19 protein-coding genes are annotated in these 23,888 nt (G+C 58.4%); 7 read left to right on the top strand and 12 right to left on the bottom strand.

Annotated elements, in window-relative coordinates; genetic code table 11:
* Positions 1–188: 188 nt before the first annotated feature.
* The 3 genes from choV to NAC44_RS02300 all read right to left on the bottom strand — a co-directional run bounded on the left by choV (position 189) and on the right by NAC44_RS02300 (position 3,466).
* Positions 189–1,229, bottom strand: a complete 1,041-nt coding sequence (gene choV / locus NAC44_RS02310) for a choline ABC transporter ATP-binding protein (RefSeq protein WP_250937388.1) — start codon at positions 1,227–1,229, stop codon at positions 189–191.
* Positions 1,226–2,071 carry a choline ABC transporter permease subunit gene (gene choW, locus NAC44_RS02305; RefSeq protein ID WP_250937386.1) on the bottom strand — a complete coding sequence of 282 codons (846 nt, stop codon included), beginning with the start codon at positions 2,069–2,071 and terminating at the stop codon, positions 1,226–1,228. The genes choV and choW overlap by 4 nt, the downstream gene beginning before the upstream one ends.
* Before the next feature lie 456 nt (positions 2,072–2,527).
* Positions 2,528–3,466: a choline ABC transporter substrate-binding protein gene (locus tag NAC44_RS02300; protein ID WP_250937624.1), complete on the bottom strand. Its 939-nt coding sequence runs from the start codon at positions 3,464–3,466 to the stop codon at positions 2,528–2,530.
* Positions 3,467–3,785: 319 nt separating this feature from the next.
* On the opposite strand from NAC44_RS02300, the gene NAC44_RS02295 reads away from it, so the two are divergent.
* Both NAC44_RS02295 and ade read left to right on the top strand, forming a co-directional pair.
* Positions 3,786–4,652: an aldose 1-epimerase family protein gene (locus tag NAC44_RS02295; protein WP_274706745.1), complete on the top strand. Its 867-nt coding sequence runs from the start codon at positions 3,786–3,788 to the stop codon at positions 4,650–4,652.
* 4 nt (positions 4,653–4,656) lie between these two features.
* Positions 4,657–6,351, top strand: coding sequence for an adenine deaminase (gene ade, locus NAC44_RS02290; RefSeq protein WP_250937384.1), 1,695 nt, complete (start codon positions 4,657–4,659; stop codon positions 6,349–6,351).
* Here the strand turns inward: ade and NAC44_RS02285 are convergent.
* Positions 6,330–8,210, bottom strand: coding sequence for a M23 family metallopeptidase (locus NAC44_RS02285; RefSeq protein ID WP_250937382.1), 1,881 nt, complete (start codon positions 8,208–8,210; stop codon positions 6,330–6,332). The genes ade and NAC44_RS02285 overlap by 22 nt on opposite strands.
* Before the next feature lie 192 nt (positions 8,211–8,402).
* The gene (bglA, locus tag NAC44_RS02280; protein ID WP_250937615.1) at positions 8,403–10,055 is read right to left on the bottom strand and encodes a beta-galactosidase BglA; all 1,653 of its coding nucleotides are present in this window, start codon (positions 10,053–10,055) and stop codon (positions 8,403–8,405) included.
* Between the two features lie 272 nt (positions 10,056–10,327).
* On the opposite strand from bglA, the gene NAC44_RS02275 reads away from it, so the two are divergent.
* Positions 10,328–11,395, top strand: coding sequence for a glycosyltransferase family 4 protein (locus tag NAC44_RS02275; RefSeq protein WP_250937380.1), 1,068 nt, complete (start codon positions 10,328–10,330; stop codon positions 11,393–11,395).
* A gap of 4 nt (positions 11,396–11,399) precedes the next feature.
* Here NAC44_RS02275 and der read toward each other — a convergent pair whose 3' ends face one another.
* The 5 genes from der to NAC44_RS02250 all read right to left on the bottom strand — a co-directional run bounded on the left by der (position 11,400) and on the right by NAC44_RS02250 (position 17,019).
* Positions 11,400–12,821 carry a ribosome biogenesis GTPase Der gene (der, locus tag NAC44_RS02270; RefSeq protein ID WP_250937379.1) on the bottom strand — a complete coding sequence of 474 codons (1,422 nt, stop codon included), beginning with the start codon at positions 12,819–12,821 and terminating at the stop codon, positions 11,400–11,402.
* An 11-nt stretch (positions 12,822–12,832) separates the two neighbouring features.
* Complete coding sequence (locus tag NAC44_RS02265; protein ID WP_250937377.1) at positions 12,833–13,507, bottom strand: tetratricopeptide repeat protein; 675 nt, start codon at positions 13,505–13,507, stop codon at positions 12,833–12,835.
* A 120-nt stretch (positions 13,508–13,627) separates the two neighbouring features.
* On the bottom strand, positions 13,628–14,206 hold the full coding sequence (locus NAC44_RS02260; RefSeq protein ID WP_250937375.1) for an NnrU family protein: 579 nt from the start codon (positions 14,204–14,206) through the stop codon (positions 13,628–13,630).
* A gap of 256 nt (positions 14,207–14,462) precedes the next feature.
* Positions 14,463–15,716 carry a peptide antibiotic transporter SbmA gene (gene sbmA / locus NAC44_RS02255; RefSeq protein ID WP_250937373.1) on the bottom strand — a complete coding sequence of 418 codons (1,254 nt, stop codon included), beginning with the start codon at positions 15,714–15,716 and terminating at the stop codon, positions 14,463–14,465.
* A gap of 112 nt (positions 15,717–15,828) precedes the next feature.
* A complete protein-coding gene (locus NAC44_RS02250; protein ID WP_250937371.1) occupies positions 15,829–17,019 on the bottom strand; it encodes a YbfB/YjiJ family MFS transporter in 1,191 nt (396 codons plus the stop codon).
* A gap of 205 nt (positions 17,020–17,224) precedes the next feature.
* Here NAC44_RS02250 and NAC44_RS02245 point away from each other — a divergent pair, with 205 nt between their 5' ends.
* A complete protein-coding gene (locus NAC44_RS02245) occupies positions 17,225–17,455 on the top strand; it encodes a hypothetical protein (protein WP_250937369.1) in 231 nt (76 codons plus the stop codon).
* Between the two features lie 50 nt (positions 17,456–17,505).
* Here NAC44_RS02245 and map read toward each other — a convergent pair whose 3' ends face one another.
* Positions 17,506–18,255 carry a type I methionyl aminopeptidase gene (gene map, locus NAC44_RS02240; RefSeq protein WP_250937367.1) on the bottom strand — a complete coding sequence of 250 codons (750 nt, stop codon included), beginning with the start codon at positions 18,253–18,255 and terminating at the stop codon, positions 17,506–17,508.
* A 30-nt stretch (positions 18,256–18,285) separates the two neighbouring features.
* A complete protein-coding gene (locus tag NAC44_RS02235) occupies positions 18,286–19,332 on the bottom strand; it encodes an LLM class flavin-dependent oxidoreductase (RefSeq protein ID WP_250937365.1) in 1,047 nt (348 codons plus the stop codon).
* A 178-nt stretch (positions 19,333–19,510) separates the two neighbouring features.
* On the opposite strand from NAC44_RS02235, the gene xdhA reads away from it, so the two are divergent.
* From xdhA to NAC44_RS02220, 3 genes are read left to right on the top strand one after another with little or no spacing between them, the layout of a single operon-like run.
* Positions 19,511–20,980, top strand: coding sequence for a xanthine dehydrogenase small subunit (gene xdhA, locus NAC44_RS02230; RefSeq protein WP_250937363.1), 1,470 nt, complete (start codon positions 19,511–19,513; stop codon positions 20,978–20,980).
* A 2-nt stretch (positions 20,981–20,982) separates the two neighbouring features.
* Positions 20,983–23,322, top strand: a complete 2,340-nt coding sequence (gene xdhB / locus NAC44_RS02225) for a xanthine dehydrogenase molybdopterin binding subunit (RefSeq protein ID WP_250937361.1) — start codon at positions 20,983–20,985, stop codon at positions 23,320–23,322.
* Positions 23,322–23,693, top strand: coding sequence for an endonuclease domain-containing protein (locus tag NAC44_RS02220; RefSeq protein WP_250937359.1), 372 nt, complete (start codon positions 23,322–23,324; stop codon positions 23,691–23,693). Before xdhB ends, NAC44_RS02220 begins: the two co-directional genes overlap by 1 nt.
* Positions 23,694–23,888: the final 195 nt, after the last annotated feature.

The following is a 23,888-nucleotide window of genomic DNA, read 5'->3' as shown; positions in this document are numbered from 1 at the left end:
AAATGAATTTCAATACGCAAATTTACGAAACTGAAATGAAAACATGAGAATCACATTCAAAATAATGATGCTTATATCTCACGCAACCGATGATCTCTGCCCGACACAAGAACAAATTTCCCGCAACAGGCAGAGATGTACTGTCCCGATATTCCAGCAACTGCAAATGCACTTGCTGAACGGTGGTTTCAAACCTTTTGACGGTGTCGGGTCAGTGCGACAACCACATCTGACGCAGTGATGGCGCCAATGACGATGCCCTTGTCAATAATACCAACCGTACCCGGTTGACGCGCCATAGCTTCCATAATGTCTAACAACGGTGTGTCCGGCCCGGCCGTTGCGGAAATTTCACCGGCAGCCGGTCCATCTTTCATGACATCACGAGCCGACAGCATGGAAATTGGATTCATGTTCTGCACGAAATCCGCGACATACTGATCGGCTGGGTTCTCGACAATCGCCTGCGGCGTTCCGCACTGGATAATCCGTCCACCTTCCATGATAGCAATCCGGTTGCCGATCCTGAATGCTTCATCAAGATCATGGCTGACGAACAGGATCGTCTTTTTCAGCCGCCGCTGGAACTCCAGCAACTCATCCTGCAAGCGCGTGCGGATCAGCGGATCGAGAGCGGAAAACGGTTCATCCATCAGAAGGATCGGTGCGCCGGTTGCAAAGGCGCGCGCAAGACCGACACGCTGTTGCATCCCACCGGATAGTTCATCCACCTTGCGCTCGGCCCACTGGCTCAGATTGACCAGTTCCAGTTGCTCCATCACCCGGGCCTTACGCTCGCGCTCGGAGACACCGGCAAGCTCCAGCCCGAAACCGACATTGTCAGCCACCGTGCGCCAGGGCAAAAGGCCGAACTGCTGGAACACCATCGACACACTCTGCATCCGCAACTGACGAAGCACCTTGGGGCTGGCCTGATAAGGATCGACAATGCCGTTATGGGCACTTTTCACAGAAACGCTGCCACGTACCACCGGGGCCAGACCGTTCACCGCGCGCAAGAGCGTGGATTTGCCGGAACCGGACAAGCCCATCAGCACCAGGATTTCGCCTTCCTTGACGGTCAGCGAGGCATCCGCCACGCCCAGCACATGGCCTGTCTCCTTGTTGATTTCATCACGGGTCCTGCCGGCATCCACAAGCGCCAGCGCCTTTTGCGGTCGATCACCGAAAATGATGTCGACCTTATCGAAAACAACCGCATCGCTCATTTGTCTTCTCCTGCGGCCGAAATACGAAACATCCGGTCTAGAATGATCGCCAGAATGACGATGCAAAGCCCCGCCTCGAAGCCCTTGGCGATATTGACGGTATTGAGTGCCCGCACAACCGGCACGCCCAGACCGCTTGCCCCGACCAGCGCGGCAATCACCACCATGGAAAGCGACAGCATGATCGTCTGGGTCAAACCAGCCATGATCTGCGGCAGAGCAAAGGGCAACTCCACTTTTAGCAGCACCTGCGACGGCGTCGCGCCAAAGGCTTCTGCCGCCTCCACCAGCGAGGGCGGCGTCGAGATAATGCCAAGACGGGTCAGGCGGATGGGTGCCGGAATGGAGAAGATCACCGTGGCGATCAGGCCCGGCACCATGCCGAGACCGAACAGAATGAGCGCCGGAATGAGATAGACGAAGGTCGGAATCGTCTGCATCAAATCGAGGATGGGCCGCATGATCGTATAGACCCAGGCACGGCGCGCAGCCGCAATGCCGAACGGCACACCAATGGCCATGCACACAGCAGTGGAGGCCAGAACCAGCGACAGCGTCTCGACTGTTTCGGTGAAATAGCCCTGATTGACGATCACCAGCAGACCCACAAGTGTCAGGAATGCCACCAGAAGCGAGCGCCGCAACAGATAGGCAATCGCCGTGATCGCCAGCACCACCACGATCGGTGGCGGTGCCTCGAAGACAAACAGGATTGCGTCGATCACTTTCGACAGCAAAAAGGAAAGATAGTCAAAAAACCACTGACCATGATCGGTCAGTCCGTCCACGAAAGTTTTGGCCCAATAGCCAATGGGAATTCTGTAATCCGTCAGCCAATCCACGTTCTCGTCTTCCGCTCATGGAGCAGCTTCGCAAACGGGCTTCTGCATAATTTTAAACCGCACATCGGCATGGTTGAAAATTATGCAGCAACTCTCTCGGTTTACAGCATATTGCGCATCCAGTTGACGCTTCCGCTGCAAGTCCGTTCGTCCAGAAGCCGCGAGTGAAACAAACGGAATGCCGCTGCCAGAGGCTGCGACACCCCATACTGAAAAAGCTTTTAACAATGCCTTTCCGGCCTTTGCCGCGCAAGATCCAGCTTGCGCGGCGCACCTGATGCAACGCGCCCTATGGGCCTGATACCACAATCGGACAAAAAATCAGAACCTGCCCGATTGTGGAGAATACTGGCACACATCTCTTTAACAGGCAAAACCGGGCGCCTTTTCAAAATGCGCCCGTCAACAACCGGCGGACGGAGACACGCGCCTCCGCCCTGACCTGTTCATCTGGCCTTAAAGACCCAGAGCCTTTTTCACGGCCGGCAGTCCCGGCTGACCATCCTTGGTCGTCACACCGGCAAGCCAGGGTTCGATCGCGTTGGGATTGGCCTTCAGCCATTCCTTGGCGGCAACGGACGGATCCTTGCCATCGTCAAGGATCTTGCCCATGATCTTGTCTTCCATGTCGAGCGTAAACTTCAGATTGGTAATGAACTTGCCGACATTCGGGCATTCCGTGGTGTAACCGGCCCGCAGATTGGTGAAGACTTCAGCCCCGCCGAAATTGGGACCGAAAAACTTGTCGCCACCGGTCAGATAGGTCATGTTGTAGGTGACATTCATCGGATGCGGTGCCCAACCGAGGAAGACGATCGGCTTGCCGGATTTCTTGGCGCGGGCCACCTGGGCCAACATGCCCTGCTCGGAGGATTCGACCAGCTCAAAGCCTTTCAGGCCAAAGGCATCCGTCTTGATCATCTGCAGAACATGGGCATTGCCGTCATTGCCCGGCTCAATCCCGTAGATCTTGCCGTCAAGCTCTTTCTTGTGCTTGGCAATATCGGCAAAATCCTTGATGCCGAGTTCAGCACCCTTGCCATTGGTGGCAAGCGTATATTTCGCACCCGTCAAGTTCGGGCCGATGGAAACTACGGACTTGTCCTTGATGAAGGGCTCGACATCGTTTTTCTGACTGGGCATCCAGTTGCCGAGAAAGACATCAATGTTCTTGTTCTTCATCGACTGGTATGTCACCGGCAGCGACAGAACCGTCGTCGTGGTATCATAGCCCAGAGCCTTCAGGATCGTGGTCGCGGTTGCCGTTGTGGAGGTGATGTCGGTCCAACCGACATCGGAAAAGCGAACCGGCGAACAGCTGGCCGGATCGGCAGCCCGGGCCGGGGTAACAGCGACAAAAGAGGTAAAAAGACTTGAAACGAGGGCCGTTCCCATGGCAAGGGCGTTCAATCTGGCATGGCGCATATAAGGTACTCCCTGTTTTTTTAAGTTCCCAACATCATCATCTATAGCGGATAAGAACATGGCTGTGAGTGCGCATTTGCGCGCTTTAACCGCCCTTTCTGCGACGTTGGGTCTCAATCGACGTCGCTTTTAGAACATGTTGCGCCGCATTTGAAAACCCCTTTTTTATGGGAAAAGCCAAATGCGTCGGTATCGGCGATCAACAGACGGCGATATTGTCGCTTTTGAAACACCGCAATTTTGATCCGCAATCCTTCAGAGAGCTCGCACAATGTCAGATATCCCAAGCATGATCCAAAACGATCACATGACCCTGGAGATCTCGGCCATGGGCGCCGAGATGCAAAGCCTGACACTTGCGAATGGCCAGTCACTGTTATGGAACGGCGACCCCGCCTGGTGGACAGGCCGTTCTCCCATCCTGTTTCCCATCGTCGGCAAAGCGCCTGACGACCATATTACCATCGACGGTCGATCTTATCCCATGGCCCAGCATGGTTTTGCAAGGCGCCGCATCTTCACATGTCTCGAAAACAAACGTGATGCCTGTCGCCATGAACTGCGCGCCGATGCCGAAACCAGGGCCGTCTACCCCTACGACTTTTCCCTCATCGTCGAACACAGGCTGGTTGAAAACAGCCTGACCGTGAAAGCCACCGTGCGCAATCTCGGCGATCGCCCCATGCCCTACGGCATCGGCTTTCATCCGGCCTTTCGCCTGCCGCTTCCTGGAGGCGAGGGAAAAGACCACACGATCACGCTGGACACTGGCGCAGAGCCGGCGCTTTACCGGCTGGAGAGCGGCCTGCTCGGCACCGCGCCGCGCCCCTCCCCCTTCAGGAAAGGCGCGCTGACCATTGATCCCACCCTTTTCGAGGAGGATGCGATGATCTTTCCCGATGGTGCAGGACAGAGCCTGACCTACGCTGCAGACGGCGCGCCGTCTCTTTCCTTCCGCTTTGAAAACCTGCCCAATCTGGCCCTGTGGCAAAAGCCCGGCGCGCCCTTTTTATGCATCGAGCCCTGGCACGGCATGGCGGCACAACAGGGCAAAGGGGCGGATATTGTTGCGCGTCCCTATACCTCAGAGCTTCCGGCTGGCGCTGCCACAGATTATGCTTTTAGTCTGACCATCGATGTCCAAGCGGGAGAATGACGCCATGAGCACACTGGAACGACGCATCGATCAGGGGGTGGGCCGTGAACCGGCCGATATCGTGCTGCGCGGCGGTCGGTTTTTCGATCTCGTCACCGGTGAACTGGTCGCGGGCGATATTGCGCTGTGCGGCGACATGATCGTCGGCACAGGCGACAGCTATGACGGGCTGGAGGTCATCGACATCACCGGCCGAATCGTCGTGCCCGGCTTCATCGACACCCATCTGCATATTGAATCCTCGCTGGTCACCCCGCATGAATTCGACCGCTGCGTCGCCCCCCATGGCGTGACGACCGCCATTTGCGATCCGCATGAAATTGCCAATGTGCTGGGCACCGAAGGCATCCAGTTTTTTCTCGATTCTGCGCTCGAAACCGTGATGGATATTCGTGTGCAGCTCTCCTCCTGTGTGCCAGCCACCCATCTGGAAACCTCGGGCGCGGATCTTCCGATCGAACGGCTTCTGCCGTTCCGCACCCATGAAAAAGTGATCGGCCTTGCCGAATTCATGAATTTTCCCGGCGTCATTCATAAGGACCCGGTGGCCATGGCCAAGCTCGAAGCCTTTCAGGGCGGCCATATCGACGGCCATGCGCCGCTTCTCTCTGGCAAGGATCTGAACGGCTATCTCGCCGCACAAATCCGCACCGAGCATGAATGCACCAGCCCCGAGGAAGCGCTCGAAAAAATCCGCAAGGGCATGCATATTCTGGTGCGCGAAGGCTCCGTCTCCAAGGATCTGCATGCGCTGCTGCCGATCCTGACCGAGCGGCTGTCGCCACATCTGGCGCTCTGCACCGACGACCGCAATCCGCTCGACATCGCCGACGAAGGCCATCTCGACTATCTGATCCGCACCGCCATTGCCCATGGCGTCGAGCCGCTGGTCATGTATCGCGCCGCCTCGATTTCGGCAGCGCGCGCTTTTGGCCTGAGGGATCGCGGACTGGTCGCCCCGGGCTGGCGAGCCGATCTCGTGGTCATCGACAGCCTGGAAAACTGCAAGGCGGAGATCGTCCTTGCCGGCGGTCGCCGCGTCAGCGATGCATTGTTTGCCGCACGCCAGCCGGTCGCCCCGGTCGGGCTCGACAGCGTGCGGGCCAGAACCGTCAAAGCCGGAGATTTCGCCGTTCCGGCTTCAGAAAAGCAGATACCGGTCATCGGCGTGCTGCCCGGCAAGATCATCACCGAACATCGTCGCTTCCGCCTGCCATCCAGCGGCAACCAGACCAGCGTCGATCTCGACCGCGACATCATCAAGGTTGCCGTGATTGAGCGTCACGGCAAGAACGGCAATCACGCCAATGGCTTCGTCCAGGGCTTCGGGCTGAAAAAGGGAGCGATCGCCTCAACGGTCGGCCATGACAGCCACAATATCTGCGTGGTCGGGGTCGATGACGACGACATGGCCGTCGCCGTCAACCGGCTATCTGAGATCAAGGGCGGTTTCGTCGTGGTTGAAGGTGGCAGGGTTACCGGCGAGATTGCCCTGCCCGTTGCCGGGCTGATGAGCCTTGAGCCGTTTGAAAGCGTGCGCGACACACTGAAAGATTTGCGCAAGGCGGCTTATGCACTGGGAACGACGCTGCAGGAACCCTTTCTGCAGGTGGCCTTCCTGCCACTGCCGGTCATTCCGCATCTGAAAATTTCCGACCGTGGCATGGTCGATGTCGATCAGTTTGCCCTCATCGACTGAGGTCCCGAGGGCGGCAGCGCCATCCTGTCGTCTCCGGTCGGAAGATCGGGACGCAGATGACCGGCAAAGGCTTCGATATTATCGATCGACTGGTCGGCGGCATTATAGACGGAACTGGCCGCCAGGCGCACCGAATTGGTGATGGTGTTGGTGATCGAGCGCACATGGTCGATCTGCTGCTGGAAGGCATCGAGTTCCTGACCGTGCAGCACGGTTCCAGCTTCGATATGAGCCTTGGTCGGATCGGCATATTTGTCGCCGACGCGCAATTCGTAATAAAGATGCGGGCCGGTAGAGAGCCCGGTGGAGCCGATATAGGCGATCACCTCGCCCTGGGTCACGCGATCGCCAACCTTCAGATCCTTGGCGGCGCGCGAAATATGGGCGTATGTGGTGGTATAACCGAAATCATGCTTGATCCGGACATATTTTCCATAGCCGGATTCCCAGGAAATCTTCGTCACCACCCCGTCACCCGCCGCAAGGATGGGCGTGCCCATCGGCGCATCGAAATCGACGCCGTTATGGAATTCCGGTCGCTTGAGAATGGGATGGATACGCCAGCCGAAGCCATCATTGCGGCGGCTGTCCGGCACCGGATTGTGCATCAGGATTTTCGACACCGAACGGCCATGTTCATCAAAAAACTCGGCATCGCCATCTTCTGACAGCTTATAGCGGTAAAACCGCTTTTCCTCATTGCCGACAAGACAGTTGAGGAAGACGAGATCGGCATGGCCGGTCGAGGTGCGCCGGAACACCATGTCCAGATGCGGCGGCAGATCGCCATCGTCATTCAGCTCAATGCCGTTCTTGCGCAACAGCGATACCACCTGCAGCCCAACCTCCGGCGGCACATCATTATCGGCCAATCGCGCCATCAGCCGGGGAAAATCCTGCCGCGCGGCTTCAAGCGCCTCTTTCTCCGATGGGCGCAACACAGTCGGACCAACCCGCGGTTCATCACCATGGGCCAAGGCTTCGGCGACCATGCGCTTGTAAACTGCCGGATTGGGCATATCGCCAAATTTTCCATCATCCATCCGCACCACGACCCGGTCACGATCATGCGGACGGGTCAAGCGCGCCAGAAGAATGTGCGGGCTTTTCGTACCCGGCGTGACATCGCCGATGATCAGTTCCAGCCGTTCGCCTGGCTGCAGACTGGCCGTGCCCAGTGCATGGCTGAGAGCCGCCCAGTCGTCCTCGCCGATATCGAGCGCGCCCTCAATGGCGCGGATCGGTTCGCTCTTGACCGGCATGGCCACGATGCGGCGCATCGGCGGCGGCGGGGTTTCCTTGGTCACGCTGACATTGATCGGTTCGCCCCGGATCGGCAGCGGTTTGAGCCTTGAACCGGGCTTGAGCACCGGCGGGGCCTGCCCACCCGGGCGCATGATCAGCGAAAAAGGATTGAAGCCGGAATTGCCGCCTTCCTGATAGGCGGCCATGGTGGCCACTGTCTGGTCATCGGCAGCATGGGCGGGCTCTTCCGGGCGCGCCTCCGGCGTGGGAGCCAGATCAACGGAAGCGCGAAAATAGACATTCCGCGCCAGCGAGCCATCCATGCGTCGTTCAAGCAGCGCCAGCTTCGGCGTCAGCGTTTGCGCCGGCATAGGCACACGCCCCTGTCGGCGGGTCGTCACCGGACGGCGCTTTTTCGCTAACGTCGCCGTTTCAACAGGAACAGGCAGCTTGGAAATGCTTCTCCCGGCAAACATGCAGAACACCATGGCCGGGCAAATCGCCAGCAGTACAATTGCCGTCATCGCCCGCCAATGGCTGCGCAGCGAAAAACTGATAACCCTTTGCCGTGGATGAATACAGCCGAACGCATCTCTGACTTCAATCTCTGCCATATGCGCTGCCAAATGCCCCATCTGCAATTGCCGTCATTTGCTGCGGCTCAAATGATCCCGCCACATGGCAGAAATGTGGTCTACCTGTGACACTGCATAAAACATTAATTTTTTACGACTTTTCCACAGACGGCCAAGCCGCCGCAAGCAAGCGGAGGCTGTAAATTGGCCGATTTTGCGACAAAAAACGACTCAGAGGCGAGCGCAGAAGCCATCCAGCCCCTGCAAGACCAGAAGCCGGCCTTCACGCTTCGCCCGCATGCCCGGTAAGGCAAGGTCTTCGGCAAGCCTCAGCGAAGCGGGCAATTCCACCTCTTTTCGCTCCCTTTCGAGATTGAAGACAAAGAGCAGTGTTTCGCCATGGCCCTTGCGGATGAAGGCCAGAAGATTGTCCGGCAGGCTCAGAAATTCAATCTCGCCATCGACCAGCGCCGGATGGGATTTACGCAAGTGTAGCGTGGCCCGATAATGGTTTAGCACCGAAGCTGCATCGCTCTCCTGCTGATCGACAGCGAGTGCCGTATGCGCCTGCGGCACCGGAAGCCATGCCGTGCCGCCGGAAAAGCCGGCATTGTCCTCAGCCGCATTCCATACCATCGGCGTGCGGCATCCATCGCGCCCCTTGAAGGCTGGCCAGAAGCGGATTCCATAGGGATCGCGCAGGTCTTCAAAAGCAAGCTCCGCCTCCGGCAGGCCAAGCTCCTCGCCCTGATAAAGGCAGATCGACCCCTTGAGGCTGGAGAGAACCGTCAAGGCCAGCTTGGCCACGGCAGGCTGCTCTTCGGCGCTCAGGCTGAAGCGGCTGACATGGCGCATGACATCGTGATTGGAGAAGGCCCAGCAGACCCAGCCATCCTGCACCACCTGCTGAAACGAGGTGACGCAGTCGCGGATATGGGAGGCCGTAAACTCCGGACCCAACAGATCGAATGTATAGCACATATGCAGCTTGTCGCCGCCGCTGGTATAGGCCGCCACGGTTTTCAGGGACCGTTCGCCGTCACCCACCTCGCCCACCGTGGTGCGCGCACCATAGCCATCGAGCAGGTGCCTCAGCTTTTGCAGGAAGCCGATATTTTCCGGCCGGGTCTTGTCGTAGATATGATCCTGCATCCCGTAAGGATTGACATCGGAGGCATCCAGCCCAACGCCCTCGCCATCATTGGCCGTATGCGGCGGGTTGTCGCGCAACTGCCTGTCGTGGAAGTAATAATTCACCGTATCGAGGCGGAAACCATCAACACCACGCTCCAGCCAGAAGCGGGCCGCCTCCAGCACCGCCTGCTGAACCTCCGGATTGTGAAAATTCAGATCCGGCTGGCTCGCCAGAAAATTATGCATGTAATATTGCCGTCTCACACCGTCCCATTCCCAGGCCGGACCACCAAAGATCGACAGCCAGTTGGTCGGCGCGCTGCCATCCGGCTTCGGATCGGCCCAGACATACCAGTCCGCCTTGGGATTGTCTTTGCTGGCGCGGCTTTCGCGAAACCAGGGATGACGGTCGGAGGTATGGGAAATCACCTGATCGATGATGACTTTCAATCCAAGCCCATGGGCTTTTTCCACCAGTGCGTCGAAATCGGCAAGCGTGCCGAACATCGGATCGACATCGCAGTAATCGGAGACATCATAGCCCATATCCGCCATGGGCGAGGTGAAGAAGGGTGAAAGCCAGATCGCATCGACACCGAGCGAGGCAATATAATCGAGACGACGGGTAATGCCTTTCAGATCGCCGATGCCATCGTCATTGCTGTCCTGGAACGACCGCGGATAGACCTGATAGATCACCGCGCCACGCCACCAGTCTGCGGCACTGTTCTTTCCTTTGCCTTTGCCCATTCCGGTTTGCGCCATGGTGACGTCCTTTCTGCCTGTGTTCACTTGCAATCTTTCTGTGAACAATAGGGGCCTTTGCCGCGATTGCCAGAGGTCTTCATGCAGTTGTTATGTTGCGGGCGCATAAGCGCCAGACTGGCAAAGGGCGCCATTCGGTGTCGGCGAGGCAGGGCGCCGCATCAGCGACAGACGCTTTTGACGCCCTTTCATGCATCTGCCCGGGGAGAAACGGTGATAGACGCATCCCCGGATCTCGTTTTCGATGGAGAGACGTCATGAGACTGACCATTGTCACCGATGCCTGGCATCCGCAGGTCAACGGCGTGGTGCGCTCGATCGAGAACACCAATGCCGAGCTGGCGCGCATGGGGGTTTCCGTCACAATGATCACCCCGCAGCCTTTTCGCAGCGTGCCCATGCCCACCTATCCGGAAATCCGCCTGTCGCTGACCACACCGCGTCAGGTGGCCAAAGCGATTGCCGACAGCCGGCCGGACCTGATGCATATCGCCACTGAAGGCCCCCTCGGCCTTCTGGCCCGGCGCTGGTGCGTGGCTCATGACGTGGCCTTTTCCACCAGCTATCACACACGCTTTCCCGAATATGTCGCAGCCCGCATGCCGGTGCCGCTTTCCTGGCTTTATGCCTATGTGCGCTGGTTTCACCATGCCGGCGGGGCCTGCATGGTGGCAACTGACAGCCTGAAACGCGAGCTGGAAGCCAAGGGCCTGAAAAACCTGCGCCTGTGGAGCCGCGGCATCGATACCAGCCTGTTTCACCCACAGCCGCTGGAAGACAGGCCCTTCGACCTGCCGCGCCCCATCTTCATGACGGTCGGGCGCGTGGCGGTGGAAAAAAACCTGCCCGCCTTTCTCGATCTCGACCTGCCGGGCTCGAAAGTCGTGGTCGGCGATGGTCCGGCACGGGCCGAACTTGCCGCCCGCTATCCCGATGTCACCTTTACCGGCGTGAAATTCGGGCAAGCCCTGGCAGAAGCCTATGCCCAGGCCGATGTCTTCGTTTTTCCCTCGAAAACCGACACATTCGGCAACACGATACTCGAAGCGCTGGCCTCCGGCGTGCCGGTTGCCGCCTTTCCCGTGACCGGGCCGATCGACATTCTGACTAATCCGCAGGCAGGCGCCCTCGATGAGGATCTGCGCGACGCCTGCCTCAAGGCCCTCACGGCCTCGCGGACAGAAGCGCGGGCGCTGGCAGAACACTATTCCTGGGCCGCAGCGACAAGGCAGTTTCTCGACAATGTCATCGAAGCCAAGGCACAGGGCAAACGCCGCCTGCTGATGCGTAGACGCAAAGCGGTGCGTCCGGCACAACAGAACTGAGCAATCAGCGTTTCTTGCGCTTGCCCTCGAACGGGTTTTCAGACGCCCTCAGATGAATGCGGATCGGCACGCCCGGCATGTCGAAATCGGTGCGCAAACCATTGGTCAGATAGCGGATATAGCTTTCCGGCAGAGCGTCCGGCCGGGTGCAGGAAATCATGAAGGCGGGCGGACGGGCCTTGACTTGCGTCATATATTTCAGCTTCAGCCGCCGTCCCGACACCGCCGGTGGCGGATGCTGGATCTGCACGCCGTCCAGCCAGCGGTTGAGCTTGGCCGTCGAGACGCGCTTGTTCCACACCCGGTCGGTGTCGATGATGTTCTGCATCAGCTTTTCCAGGCCATAGCCGGTCTGGCCGGAGATCGGCACGGCGCGAATGCCGCGCGCCTGCGGCAGAAGCCGCTCGGTCTTTTCGCGAAGATCGGCCAGCACCGCCTGCGGTTCGTCCACCAGATCCCATTTGTTGAAGGCGAGCACGGCGGCACGGCCCTCGCGCAGCACCAGATCGGCAATCTGCAGATCCTGCTTCTCGAAAGGAATGGTGGCGTCGAAGACGATGACCACGGTTTCGGCGAAGCGAATGGCGCGCAGCGTATCGGCAACGGACAGCTTTTCCAGCTTCTCGATCACCTTGGCCTTGCGCCGCATGCCCGCCGTATCGAACATCTTGATGGTGCGACCGCGCCAGTCCCATTCAACCGAGATCGAATCGCGGGTAATGCCCGCTTCCGGCCCGGTCAACAGCCGGTCCTCGCCGAGAAAGCGGTTGATCAGCGTCGATTTACCGGCATTCGGTCGCCCGACGATTGCCACCCGGAGCGGCTTTGTCTCGTCATAGACCGGCTCTTCGTCCTCTTCCTCGCCCTCTGGCGCAGGCTGCAGCACGATATCGGTTTCGGCGACATCCTCGGGCTCGGGAAAGGCGCGCTCCTCGCCAATCGCAGCCACAATGGCATCGCGCAGGTCGAGCATGCCCTCGCCATGTTCGGCGGAAATCGGGCAAGGCTCACCGAGGCCAAGGGTGAAGGCGTCGTAAAATCCGGCATCGGAACCGCGCGCCTCGGATTTATTGGCAACCAGCACCACCGGCTTGCCCTTCTTGCGCAGCATTTCCGCCAGCATGGCATCGATCGGCGTCAGGCCCATCTTGGCATCGACGATGAAAAGCGACAGATCGGCCTCGTCGATGGCCGCTTCCGTCTGCGCCCGCATCCGGCCTTCCAGCGTATCGGGGGCCGCAACTTCGAGACCGGCGGTATCGATGATGCGAAACCGCAGATCGACAAGCTTTGCCTCACCCGGACGCCGGTCGCGGGTCACGCCCGGCGTGTCATCGACAAGCGCCAGCTTTTTCCCGACCAGACGGTTGAAAAGCGTGGATTTGCCGACATTCGGCCGTCCGACGATGGCAACGGTAAAGCTCATAAGGGGTCCGTTCAGGAGGTTTTGCCGGCAGCGGCTATGTTGTCGAGCATGATCTGGGCGCGGCTTGCGACATTGCGCGGAGCCTGACCGTCATCGGCAATCTGCTGGAACCACTGCCGGGCCTGATCCATCTTGCCGGCCTTGTAAGCAGCAAGGCCAAGCGCCTCGCGCGCCGAAGACCGCAGCATGTCGGTGGTGGATTTCGCCAGCGTCTCGACCTCTGCCGCGACCTGATCGTAAGAACCGTTATCGACCAGAAGGAAAGCCGCCCGGACCTTTGCCGTATCGCGGATCACCTGCGGCGCGGCGCTGTCAGCGGCAATCGCGTCAAAAGCGGCAATCGCGCCCTTGGCATCGCCCTTTTCCGCCATGATGCTTGCGGCACGGAAGCGGGCGAGAACCGGGTAATCGCCATAGCCGGATTTTTCGATGGTCTCGAGCGACTTCATCGCCTCATCCGACTTGCCGTCGCTGGCCAGCTTCAACGCTGCCATGAACTGGTCGCCGGTTTTCGAGGACTGACCGCTTCCCCAGTATTCATAAAGCCGGTAGCCCGCCGTTGCCGCGACGATCAGCACCGCGACCCCGATCAGGATCGGCCCGAGCTTTCGCCAGGCGCGCTGCACCTGCTCGCTGCGCAATTCATCATTGACTTCGCGGATAAAGCTTTCGTGATCTTCTGCCATCTGTCTTTCCGGCCACCGGTCATTTCATCTGTGTAGCGGCCTTCTACCCCATTTTTGCTCCATTGTAAGGGGGCAGGCATCAATTCCTTGCAGATGCCAAGGCACATCGCCCGTACGGGCCTACATCGCAAGCGGCGAAACGCCGATAATCAGCTCATGCAGCTTGAAGGTGATGGCCGCCCAGACGACAAGACCGATGATCACCGCATAGGCATCATAACGGGCAGAGACGAAAGGCGGCCGCACCAGTTCTCCCGCCCGCTCCCGCCGCTTCAACGCGATGCGTAAAATGACACCCCAGGCAAGAAAGCTTGCAAACAACAGGATCGAGCGCAGATCGCCATTCGACAGAAGATGGGCAAAGGCCCAGATTTTGATCGCCAGCACCATGGGATGTTTGGTTTTGGCAGCAATCTGGCCTGCCGGCAGCAGGCTGGCGACAAGACAGATCGTGGCGATCAGCATCAGTGTCACCGTCAGATGGTTCATGCCCGGCGGCGGAAACCAGACATTGACGACAGGCGCCAGCGAATAGCCATAGGCGATCAAGGCCAGCGCAACGAGCGCGACAAGGGAATAAAGCCCTTTCCAGCCATTCAGCCCGATCATCCCGACCATGGCGGAACGAAAGCCCGGCGCCACCACGCGCACCAGATGCAGCCCGAGAAACAGAACCAGCCCGACAATCAGAAGTGTCATGAAAATCTCCCCGTTTTCAGGAGGCCACGCTAATCGCTTTGCCGGACGATGACCATGGATTTCTTGTCTGAAGACCAAACTAAAGGCCGTATCATGTTCACTCCTCAGCCGAGCATCTACCAGGTAAAATTCCAGTCAACACAAACAATTTCTGCATCAAGGGCAGCAGATCCTCGGGACAGGCCCGAGGATGACGAAACGTCGAGCGAGAGGTTTGTCAACACGCCGAGGGCCGGATCATCTCCGGCCCTTTATGTCACGCATCGCCATTTTCACCAGCGAGATAACGCTGGTCGATCTCCGGCAGCGGCTCGTCATAAATCGCCGCCTCGAAGGCCTTAAGGCGCTTATGGATCGAAAGGAGCTCAATGATCGTTGTCCACGAATTAACCAGATATTGGAAGGAGTTGCTGACTTGACCGAAGGCCGTCGCAATTTGCTGATAAATACCATACGTAATTTTGCCCGCCACGATAGTTGGCACCAACATCGTCAACAGAAACACAGCATCCGCCTGTATATAAAAATACCTCGCAATATTAAAATACATATAATGGTAGTACAACGTAAAATAGTTTTTACGCACATTCGTAAAAAGCTCTTTTACTGTTGCCGGCTGAGCGCGATCCGCATGATCTTCACCGTATACCAGCTCTTTTCTGTAGGACGCTTCAACACGCTGGTTCCGAAAACTCAATCCCGGAAGCTTGATCCCGGCAAAAGCCAGCAGGAATGTACCAAAAGCTGACCAGAAAATCGCCAGCCAGAAAAGTGAATGCGAAAGGTGCCCTATCACGGGCAAATGAGTCACGTAGTCTGAAAGGGCAAACAGGATCGGCAAGAAAACAATAAGCGTCATAACTGAATTAATCAGATTGATGCCCAAGCCTTCAAGTGTACTTGAGAAGCGCATCGTATCTTCCTGCACACGTTGTGACGCGCCCTCAATATGGCGAAGCTTTTCCCATTTCGACATGTAGAAATCGTTCATCGCATTGCGCCAGCGAAATATATAATGACTAGTGAAAAAGTCAGTCAGGATAGAAACTGCCATACTGAGAAAAGCAATTTTTACAAAAATTATCTGAAGATCATAAAAATCCCAGACAGTAATTCCTGGCTTTTTTGACAAAGCATTTTGCAAGAGATCGCCGAAGGGACGACGGAAATTATTGACAACAACAGTAACCTGCACACCAAAATAAGTAACACAGATTATCAGCATCGAACCCCAGATAGACCAGAGTTTCCACGGATGATCTCGCGCAATCACATGCCAGACACCTCCGAAGAGTAGAAGGCAGAGGGCAAAATAACAGTAGAACCAAAGATTATTTGCCAAAAGGAAATAACTCAGATCGAAGGGCTGCTTACCTTCTGGCAAAGCCACATAGCCAAGACTGTCTCCCAGACCTTCCACATAAAGATACCATCCGAAAATACAGATAAGCGTCCATACAACCGCTGAAATGAAAAACGGTTTCGGCTGAGGGAAAAATGAATGAAACACTGGAGTCCGACTTTCCTGACTGGTTTTGACCGTCGATATTGTTTCGGCAAATTATGGCACTTGCCGCAGCGCGGCAATGGCTCTGGCTTAGCATGACGCAATTGTAATGCGCTCACACTTTCGTGTTTCTCCACAAGGAGATGGCCAAAGCAAGGCTGACGAGCAGAACGAAACCGGCCATGATGCTTGGCAAGACGAAGCTGCCGCTTCTCTGCGCCACGGCACCGGCAACGATGGGGCCAATGATCTGGCCTGTGCCGAAGGCCGCCGTCAGCACCGCCAGCGCCTTGCGCGGGCTTTGAGGACAAAGCAGCCGGCCAAGTCGCAGGCCATAGGCGGTGATGATCATGAAGGTCGCGCCGAGCAGCAGACCGCCGATGACGGGGGCGGCCTCCCCCGGCAGCATGGCCGAGGCGAAGACCCCGACCGCCTCCAGACCCAGCCCGAGGGCAAACGCGCCGGAAAGTCCGAGGCGTCCCATCACCGGCCGCCAGACAAACAGCGACACGGAGGCGGCAAGCCCCGCCAGAAACCAGGCGAGGAACGCGACCACCGGCCCGGCATGGGCCTGTTTTGCCATGGCGACGATGAAGGTGGCGGTGATGACATAGCCGAAGCCGAACAGGCCATAAGAGAGAAACAGCCGAATAAAGCCGGGAGACCAGGTGAGCGGCGCTTCACCCTTGGCCGCACCGACAAAATGCGCCTCCGGCAGCACCAGCATGACCGCAGCCGCGGCCAGAAGCGAGACGGCCGCGCCCGAAAGCCAGTCGACCTGCCAGCCTGCAAGCCCGAATACGGCTCCCTCGGGCAGTGCCGAAAACGCAAAGACCATCAGGGACGAGAGTGCAATGCCAAAACCGACGCCACCGAAATGCACCGATTGCGCCCGCTCACCACCATGGGCCGCCGCATGGCTGAGCACGATGGAACTGGTGAAAATCATCGCATAGGCGCTGGCAAGCCCGGCCAGAAAGCGGATGACGGTGAAAAACACCACGCCTGAGGGAAGCGCCATGGCCGAAAGCAGCACGGCATTGGCGATCAGGGCAAAAACGGCCAGACGACGCTCACCACCATGGGCCGAACGTTGGCCTGCCAGGACCGCGCCGACGAGATAGCCTAAAAAATTGCCGCCCGCGATCAGCCCGGCCTGAGACGCATCGAGATGCTCCCCCGCCATCATCCCCGGCAGGATCGGCGTAAAGGAGAAGCGGCCAAAGCCCATGGCTGCGGCCATGGCCACCGCGCCGCCAAGCGCGATATGAGACAGATTGACAGGGCGGGAAGGGTTGAAGCTCATGTGCGGTTTATGGCACCGGCCCATCACCTCAACAAATGAAAAATACTGATCACAGCTTCAATGAAAGACATGACAGCGATCCGGAAAGCGCCTTTGGCGATTTTCACACGTCTCATGCTTCCGAAACGGATCAAGGCGATTCCCATTTTCCATCCGATGCTGTAGGGGAGGCAAAACGGAGCACGACAAACTTAAAGGTTACAGCATGAGCGATCTCAGCCTGCAGCAGGCCATCGACAATATCTATGCCTCGATCAACAATGACAATGAAGAGATCGACCTGCATATCGCAGCGCTGAAGGCGGCCATGGCCCGTGACGGCGTGAAAGAAGCCATGTTCGAAACCGCAAAGCTGGCCCAGCCGAACCGCCAGGGCCGCAAGATGATGCAGGCCTATTTCAAAAAGAAAGGCGTTGCCGTCGCCTTTACTGCATAATTCCTTAAAACGGGAAACCCGGTCATTCCGCCACGGTCATTCCGCCCCGGTCATTCCACCATTGTCAGAATGATCGGGCCGTTTTTCGTCGCCACCACCGTATGCTCGAACTGCACGGTCGGCGCGCGTGGATCGCTATAGAGCGTCCACGGATCCTTGCCGTCTTCGGCCCATTCGCCGCCCAGCGACAGGAAGGGCTCGATGGTGAAGACCTGCCCCTCCTCGATGATCCGCGTCTCGTCCGGGTCCGGCCAGGTGGCAAGCTCGCGCGGCTCCTCATGCAGGGTGCGGCCAATGCCGTGACTCGCCAGATTAGCGATCAGCGTATAGCGGTTCTTGGCGGCAAAGGCCCCGATGGCATTGCCGATCCCGGCAAAGGGCAGACCGGTTTTCACCTGATTGAGGCCGATGAACAGCGCCCTTTTGCCATCACGCAGCAGCTTTTCCTGCTTCGCCTTGCCCGGCGGCACCAGAAAGGACGCGCCGGTATCGCCGAAAAACCCGTTCTTGACGGCAGAGACATCGATATTGACCAGATCGCCCTTGCCAATCACCCGCGAACCGGGAATGCCATGGGCCACTTCCTCATTGACGCTGATGCAGGTAGCGCCGGGAAACTGATAGCAAAATTCCGGCGCCGATTGTGCGTCATGCTCTTCCAGCACACGCCGCCCGATAGCGTCCAGCTCCAGCGTGGTGATGCCCGGCTCCAGCGCCGCCGCCATGGTCTTGATGGCCTGCGCACAGATCTGGCCGATCTCTTTCAGGGCCTGCAATTCATCGTCGCTGGAAATGATCATCACTCGCCTCTTATCGTTTTGAAGAGGCGTCTACGCCCGAGCCCCCTCTGCGGTCAACGCCTGACGCACCAGCGGCGCGACTTTCGTGCCGTAAAGTTCGATGGCGCGCATCAGTTCCTTGTGCGGCACAAGGCCGATGGCCATCTGCAACAGGAAACGGTCGTTGTTGAAAATCCGGTGATGCGCGACGATCTTTTCCGCCACGGCTTCCGGATCGCCGACAAAAAGCGCCCCATGCGGCCCGCGCATGGCGTCGTAATGCTCGCGCCCGCTCGCCGGCCAGCCACGCTCGCGGCCAATGCGGTTCATCACCGCCGCCTGCGGTGCGTAAAAAATGTCGGCAGCACTTTCTGTCGTGTCATGGATGAAGCCATGGACATTGATCGAGGTTTTCAAGCTCGCCGGGTCATTGCCCGCCTTGACCGCACTCTGGCGGTAAAGATCGAAAAAGGGGGCAAAGCGGCGCGGCTCGCCGCCAATGATCGCCACGGCCATCGGCAGGCCGAGATAACCGGCCCGCGCCACCGATTGCGGCGTGCCGCCAACGGCAATCCAAAGCGGCAGCGGGTCCTGCAAGGGTCGCGGATAGACGCTGCGGCCATGAATGGGCTTGCGCGTCTCGCCCTCCCAGGTCACGGTCTCGTTTTCGATCAGCTCCATGAGCAATTGCAGCTTTTCGGCAAAAAGCAGATCGTAATCGTCGAGATCATAGCCAAAGAGCGGAAAACTCTCGATGAAGGAGCCGCGACCGGCCATGATCTCCACCCGTCCACCGGAGAGGAGATCGACCGTGGCATATTGCTGGAACACCCGCACCGGATCGTCGGAACTGAGCACGGTGACGGCGCTTGTCAGACGAATATTTTTCGTCTGCACGGCTGCCGCCGCCAGAAGTGTGGCCGGAGACGAGGCCATGTAATCGGGCCGATGATGTTCGCCCAGCCCGAAAACATCGAGCCCGACCTCATCGGCCAGACGAATTTCAGCCAAAAGTTCATCCACCCGGCGCTTGGCCTCTGACCCCTTGTTGGCGGCATTGGGATCAACATCGGCGAAAGTGTAAAGTCCGAGTTCCATGATTTTCGTCCCTTGGTTGCTGCGTTCCGACATAAGCGCCCTTGCTGGGGAAAGCAAACCTGCGGTCGAAAACGCAGTGTTCAATAGCATGCAGGATAAAATTTCACGGACAACCGGATTGAAGCGACCTCAAGACGCAGATACGCTGACGTGTTGACGACAGAATGGAACGATCCGCATGAGCCAAAGCCTGCGTTTTTTGCTGAATGATGAGGAAGTGGCGCTGGCGAGCGCCGACCCGACCGCCACCCTCCTGGATTATCTGCGGCTGAAGCGCCGCCTCACCGGCTCCAAGGAAGGCTGCGCCGAGGGCGACTGCGGTGCCTGCACCGTGCTGGTCGGACGGCTGAAGGGTGACGGCCTCATCTATGAGGCGGTCAACAGCTGCATCCGTTTTTTGGGCTCACTCAACGCCACCCATGTCGTGACGGTGGAGCATCTGGCGGCAAAAGACGGGCGGCTTCATCCGGTGCAGCAGGCCATGGTCGATTGTCACGGCTCACAATGCGGCTTCTGCACACCGGGCTTCGTCATGTCGCTTTACGGGCTGTGGCTCACCGATGAAAACCCGAGCCGGGCGACAATCGAGCGGGCGCTGCAAGGCAATCTCTGTCGCTGCACCGGCTATGAGCCCATCGTCAAGGCAGCGGAGATGATGAGCCGGACCCGGCCCTCCGCCCTCTTCGATCCGCTGACACAAGAAAAAGCCGCCATCATCGAAAAACTCACCGCCATGACCACCGGAGAAACCCTTGCGCTTGGCGATGGCGAACGCCGCCTGATCGTGCCGGGCAATGTTGCGGCGCTGAGCGAAGCGCTGTCTGCCCATCCCGGCGCAACCCTTGTGGCCGGGTCAACCGATGTCGGGCTTTGGGTCACCAAGCAGATGCGCGCGCTTTCACCCGTCATCTTCATAAACCATCTTGCCGAATTGCAGAAGATCGAGGTGAGGCCTGATCATATCTCCTTTGGCGCGGGCGTCAGCTATAGCGAGGCTATGGCTGTGCTGAAGGACGAAATCCCCGCTTTTGGGCAACTGATCGAGCGGATCGGCGGCGAACAGGTGCGCAATATGGGCACACTCGGCGGCAATGTCGCCAATGGCTCCCCGATCGGCGACACGCCCCCGGCGCTGATTGCGCTGGGCGCGAGGATGACGCTCACCTCACTGCGCGGCAAACGGGTTTTGCCGGTTGAGGATTTTTTCATCGCCTATGGCAAACAGGACCGGCAGAGCGATGAATTTGTCGAGACAATCACCATTCCCCGGCCGCTGGCAAACAGCGATTTCGCCGTCCATAAAATCTCCAAGCGTCGGGACGAGGATATTTCGGCACTGTGCGGCGCCTTTTATCTGGAGCGCGCCGAAGATGGCCGTGTCAAGACCATCCGCATCGCCTTTGGCGGCATGGCGGGCACGCCGAAACGGGCAAAAGCGGTCGAAGCCGCCCTTCTCGGACAGATGTGGACGGAAGAGACAATCGAGGCCGCCCGCACCGCATTCGAGGAGGATTTCCAGCCGCTGAGCGACTGGCGCGCCAGCGCCGGATACCGGCTTCTGGCGGCGAAAAACCTGCTGACCCGCTTTTATCTGGAAACCACGGGCAAGCCGCAGACCTTGCAGCGTTTCACGCCTGAGGAGGCATGAGAATGGATAAAGCCGTTTCCACCCACAAGGCAACCATAACCGGACCGATGCATGGGTCGCTGCGTCATGATTCCGCCCATAAGCATGTGGCCGGAAGCGCCGAATATATCGACGATATTCCAGAGCCCGCAGGCCTTCTGCATGGCGCGCTCGGCCTTGCCGATCGGCCTCATGCCGAGATCGTCTCGCTCGATCTTGCCGCCGTGCACGCTTACCCCGGCGTCGTCGCAGTTCTGACGGCAGAGGATATTCCCGGCGTCAACGACATTTCCTCCGGCGGTCGCCATGACGAGCCGCTGATTGCCAAGAATAAGGTTGAGTTTCACGGCCAGACAATCTTTGCCGTGATTGCCGAGACCCGCGCAATCGCCCGCACGGCGGCGCGGCTGGCAAAGGTCACTTATCGCGACCTGCCCTTCTGGAGCGATATCGACGGTGCGCTGGAAAACGGCGCGCCGCTCGTGACCCCCGGCATGGTGCTGAAGCGCGGTGCGCCGGACGAAGAGCTGGCGAACGCCCCGCACCGGTTGAAAAGCACGATGCGCATTGGCGGACAGGAGCATTTCTATCTGGAAAGCCACATTGCGCTGGCCATTCCCGGTGAGGATGATGATGTCACCTTATGGTCCTCCACCCAGCATCCGTCGGAAATCCAGCATATCGTCGGCCATGTTCTCAATATTTCTTCCCATGCCATCACCGTGAATGTGCGGCGCATGGGCGGCGGCTTTGGTGGCAAGGAAACCCAGGGCAACCACTTTGCCGCATTGGCGGCGCTGGCGGCGAAAAAGCTGAACCGGGCGGTGAAATTCCGGCCCGACCGCGACGAAGATATGAGCGTCACCGGCAAGCGGCATGACTTTAAAATGGATTTCGACGTTGCCTTCGATGATGACGGCAAAATCCACGCCATCGACGCCAATTTTGCCGCCCGCTGCGGCTATTCCTCCGATCTTTCCGGCCCCGTCACCGACCGGGCGCTGTTTCACGGCGATTCGAGCTATTTCTACCCGCATGTGAAGCTGACCTCGCAACCGCTGAAAACCCATACCGTATCCAACACCGCCTTTCGCGGTTTCGGCGGGCCGCAGGGGATGCTGGGCGCCGAAAGGGTGATCGAGGAAATCGCCTATCATCTCGGCAAGGACCCGCTCGATATCCGCAAGGCGAATTTCTATGGCCCACCCGGCTCGGGCCGCGACGTCACACCCTACCACCAGACGCTTGAGGACAATATCATCGCCCGCATCGTCGATGAGCTGGAAGCGACAAGCGATTACCGGGCGCGGCGGCAGGCAATCATCGAGTTCAACCGACAAAGCCCGGTGTTGAAAAAGGGCATTGCGCTCACCCCGGTGAAATTCGGCATTTCCTTCACCATGACCGCCTATAATCAGGCGGGTGCCCTGGTGCATGTCTATCAGGACGGCTCGATCCATCTCAACCATGGCGGCACGGAAATGGGCCAGGGCCTCTATACCAAGGTGGCGCAGGTGCTGGCCGATGCCTTTCAGGTGGATATCGACCGGGTAAAGATCACCGCCACCACCACGGGCAAGGTGCCGAACACCTCGGCGACGGCCGCCTCTTCCGGCTCGGATCTGAACGGCATGGCGGCTTATGATGCCGCCCGCCAGATCAAGGAGCGGCTGATCGCCTTTGCCGCGGAAAAATGGGCCGTCGCGCCGGAGGCCGTACGCTTTCTGCCGGGGCGCGTCGCGGTGGGCGGGGACGAAATTGCCTTTGCCGATTTCATCCGGCAGGCCTATCTCGCCCGGGTCCAGCTTTCTGCCGCCGGCTTTTACAAGACCCCGAAAATCCATTGGGACCGGGCGGCAGGGCGCGGCACGCCCTTTTACTATTTCGCCTATGGCGCCTCCTGCTCGGACGTGACCATCGATACGCTGACCGGTGAATATCTGATCGAGCGCACCGACATTCTCCACGATGTCGGCAAATCCTTGAACCCGGCCATAGACATTGGACAGATCGAGGGCGGCTTCGTGCAGGGCATGGGCTGGCTGACCACGGAAGAGCTGTGGTGGGACGACAAGGGGCGTTTGCGCACCCATGCCCCCTCCACCTATAAAATTCCGCTGGCCTCGGACCGGCCGAAAATCTTCAACGTGACACTGGCAGACTGGTCGGAAAATGCCGAACCGACCATTGGCCGCTCCAAAGCCGTGGGCGAACCGCCCTTCATGCTGGCGATCTCGGTGCTGGAAGCGCTGTCCATGGCGGTGGCAAGCGTCGCCGATTATCGTCATTGCCCAAGGCTCGACGCGCCCGCCACGCCGGAACGGGTGCTGATGGCGGTGGAGCGGCTGAAAGAGATGCGTTGATGCCGCATTTTTCGGTTCCAACCCGGCATCGCCGTCAGGCTCAACGGATGAGGAAAAACTTGACGGCAGCGGAGCTGACATTCTGGAATGCCGTGAGAGCGCACAGGCTCATGGGGTTAGGCTTTCGACGACAAATGCCGATTGCAGGCTTCATTGCAGATTTCGCCTTTCCCGATCATAAATTGATCGTTGAAATTGACGGACCATCGCACAGTTTAGACCGGCACATTGCCAAGGATACACTTCGGAATCAAAAGCTTGAAACTTTAGGCTGGAAAGTTCTGCGGCTTGGCAATGACGATGTCTTGCACAAGATTGATGATGTTTGCTTGCATGTTTTGCGCATGATTGGAATGGACCATTTTGAGTAGTCGGTTGGCATACCCCCCTCTGTCCTGCCGGACATCTCCCCCTCAAGGGGGGAGATTGAAGTGGCTTTATCGCCAAGCCCCCTTTGATACCAAGGCTCGAAGATGCGTCAGCCTTCGCTCTTTGACGATGCTTCAAATATCTCAAACACATCAATGGGTTGAGGCACTCGAAAAAGGAATGCCAAGAGCCATTTA

It is taken from the genome of Allorhizobium sonneratiae, assembly GCF_023700755.1.
Lineage (GTDB): Bacteria > Pseudomonadota > Alphaproteobacteria > Rhizobiales > Rhizobiaceae > Allorhizobium > Allorhizobium sonneratiae.
This window is presented reverse-complemented; position numbering and strand designations above follow the sequence as displayed.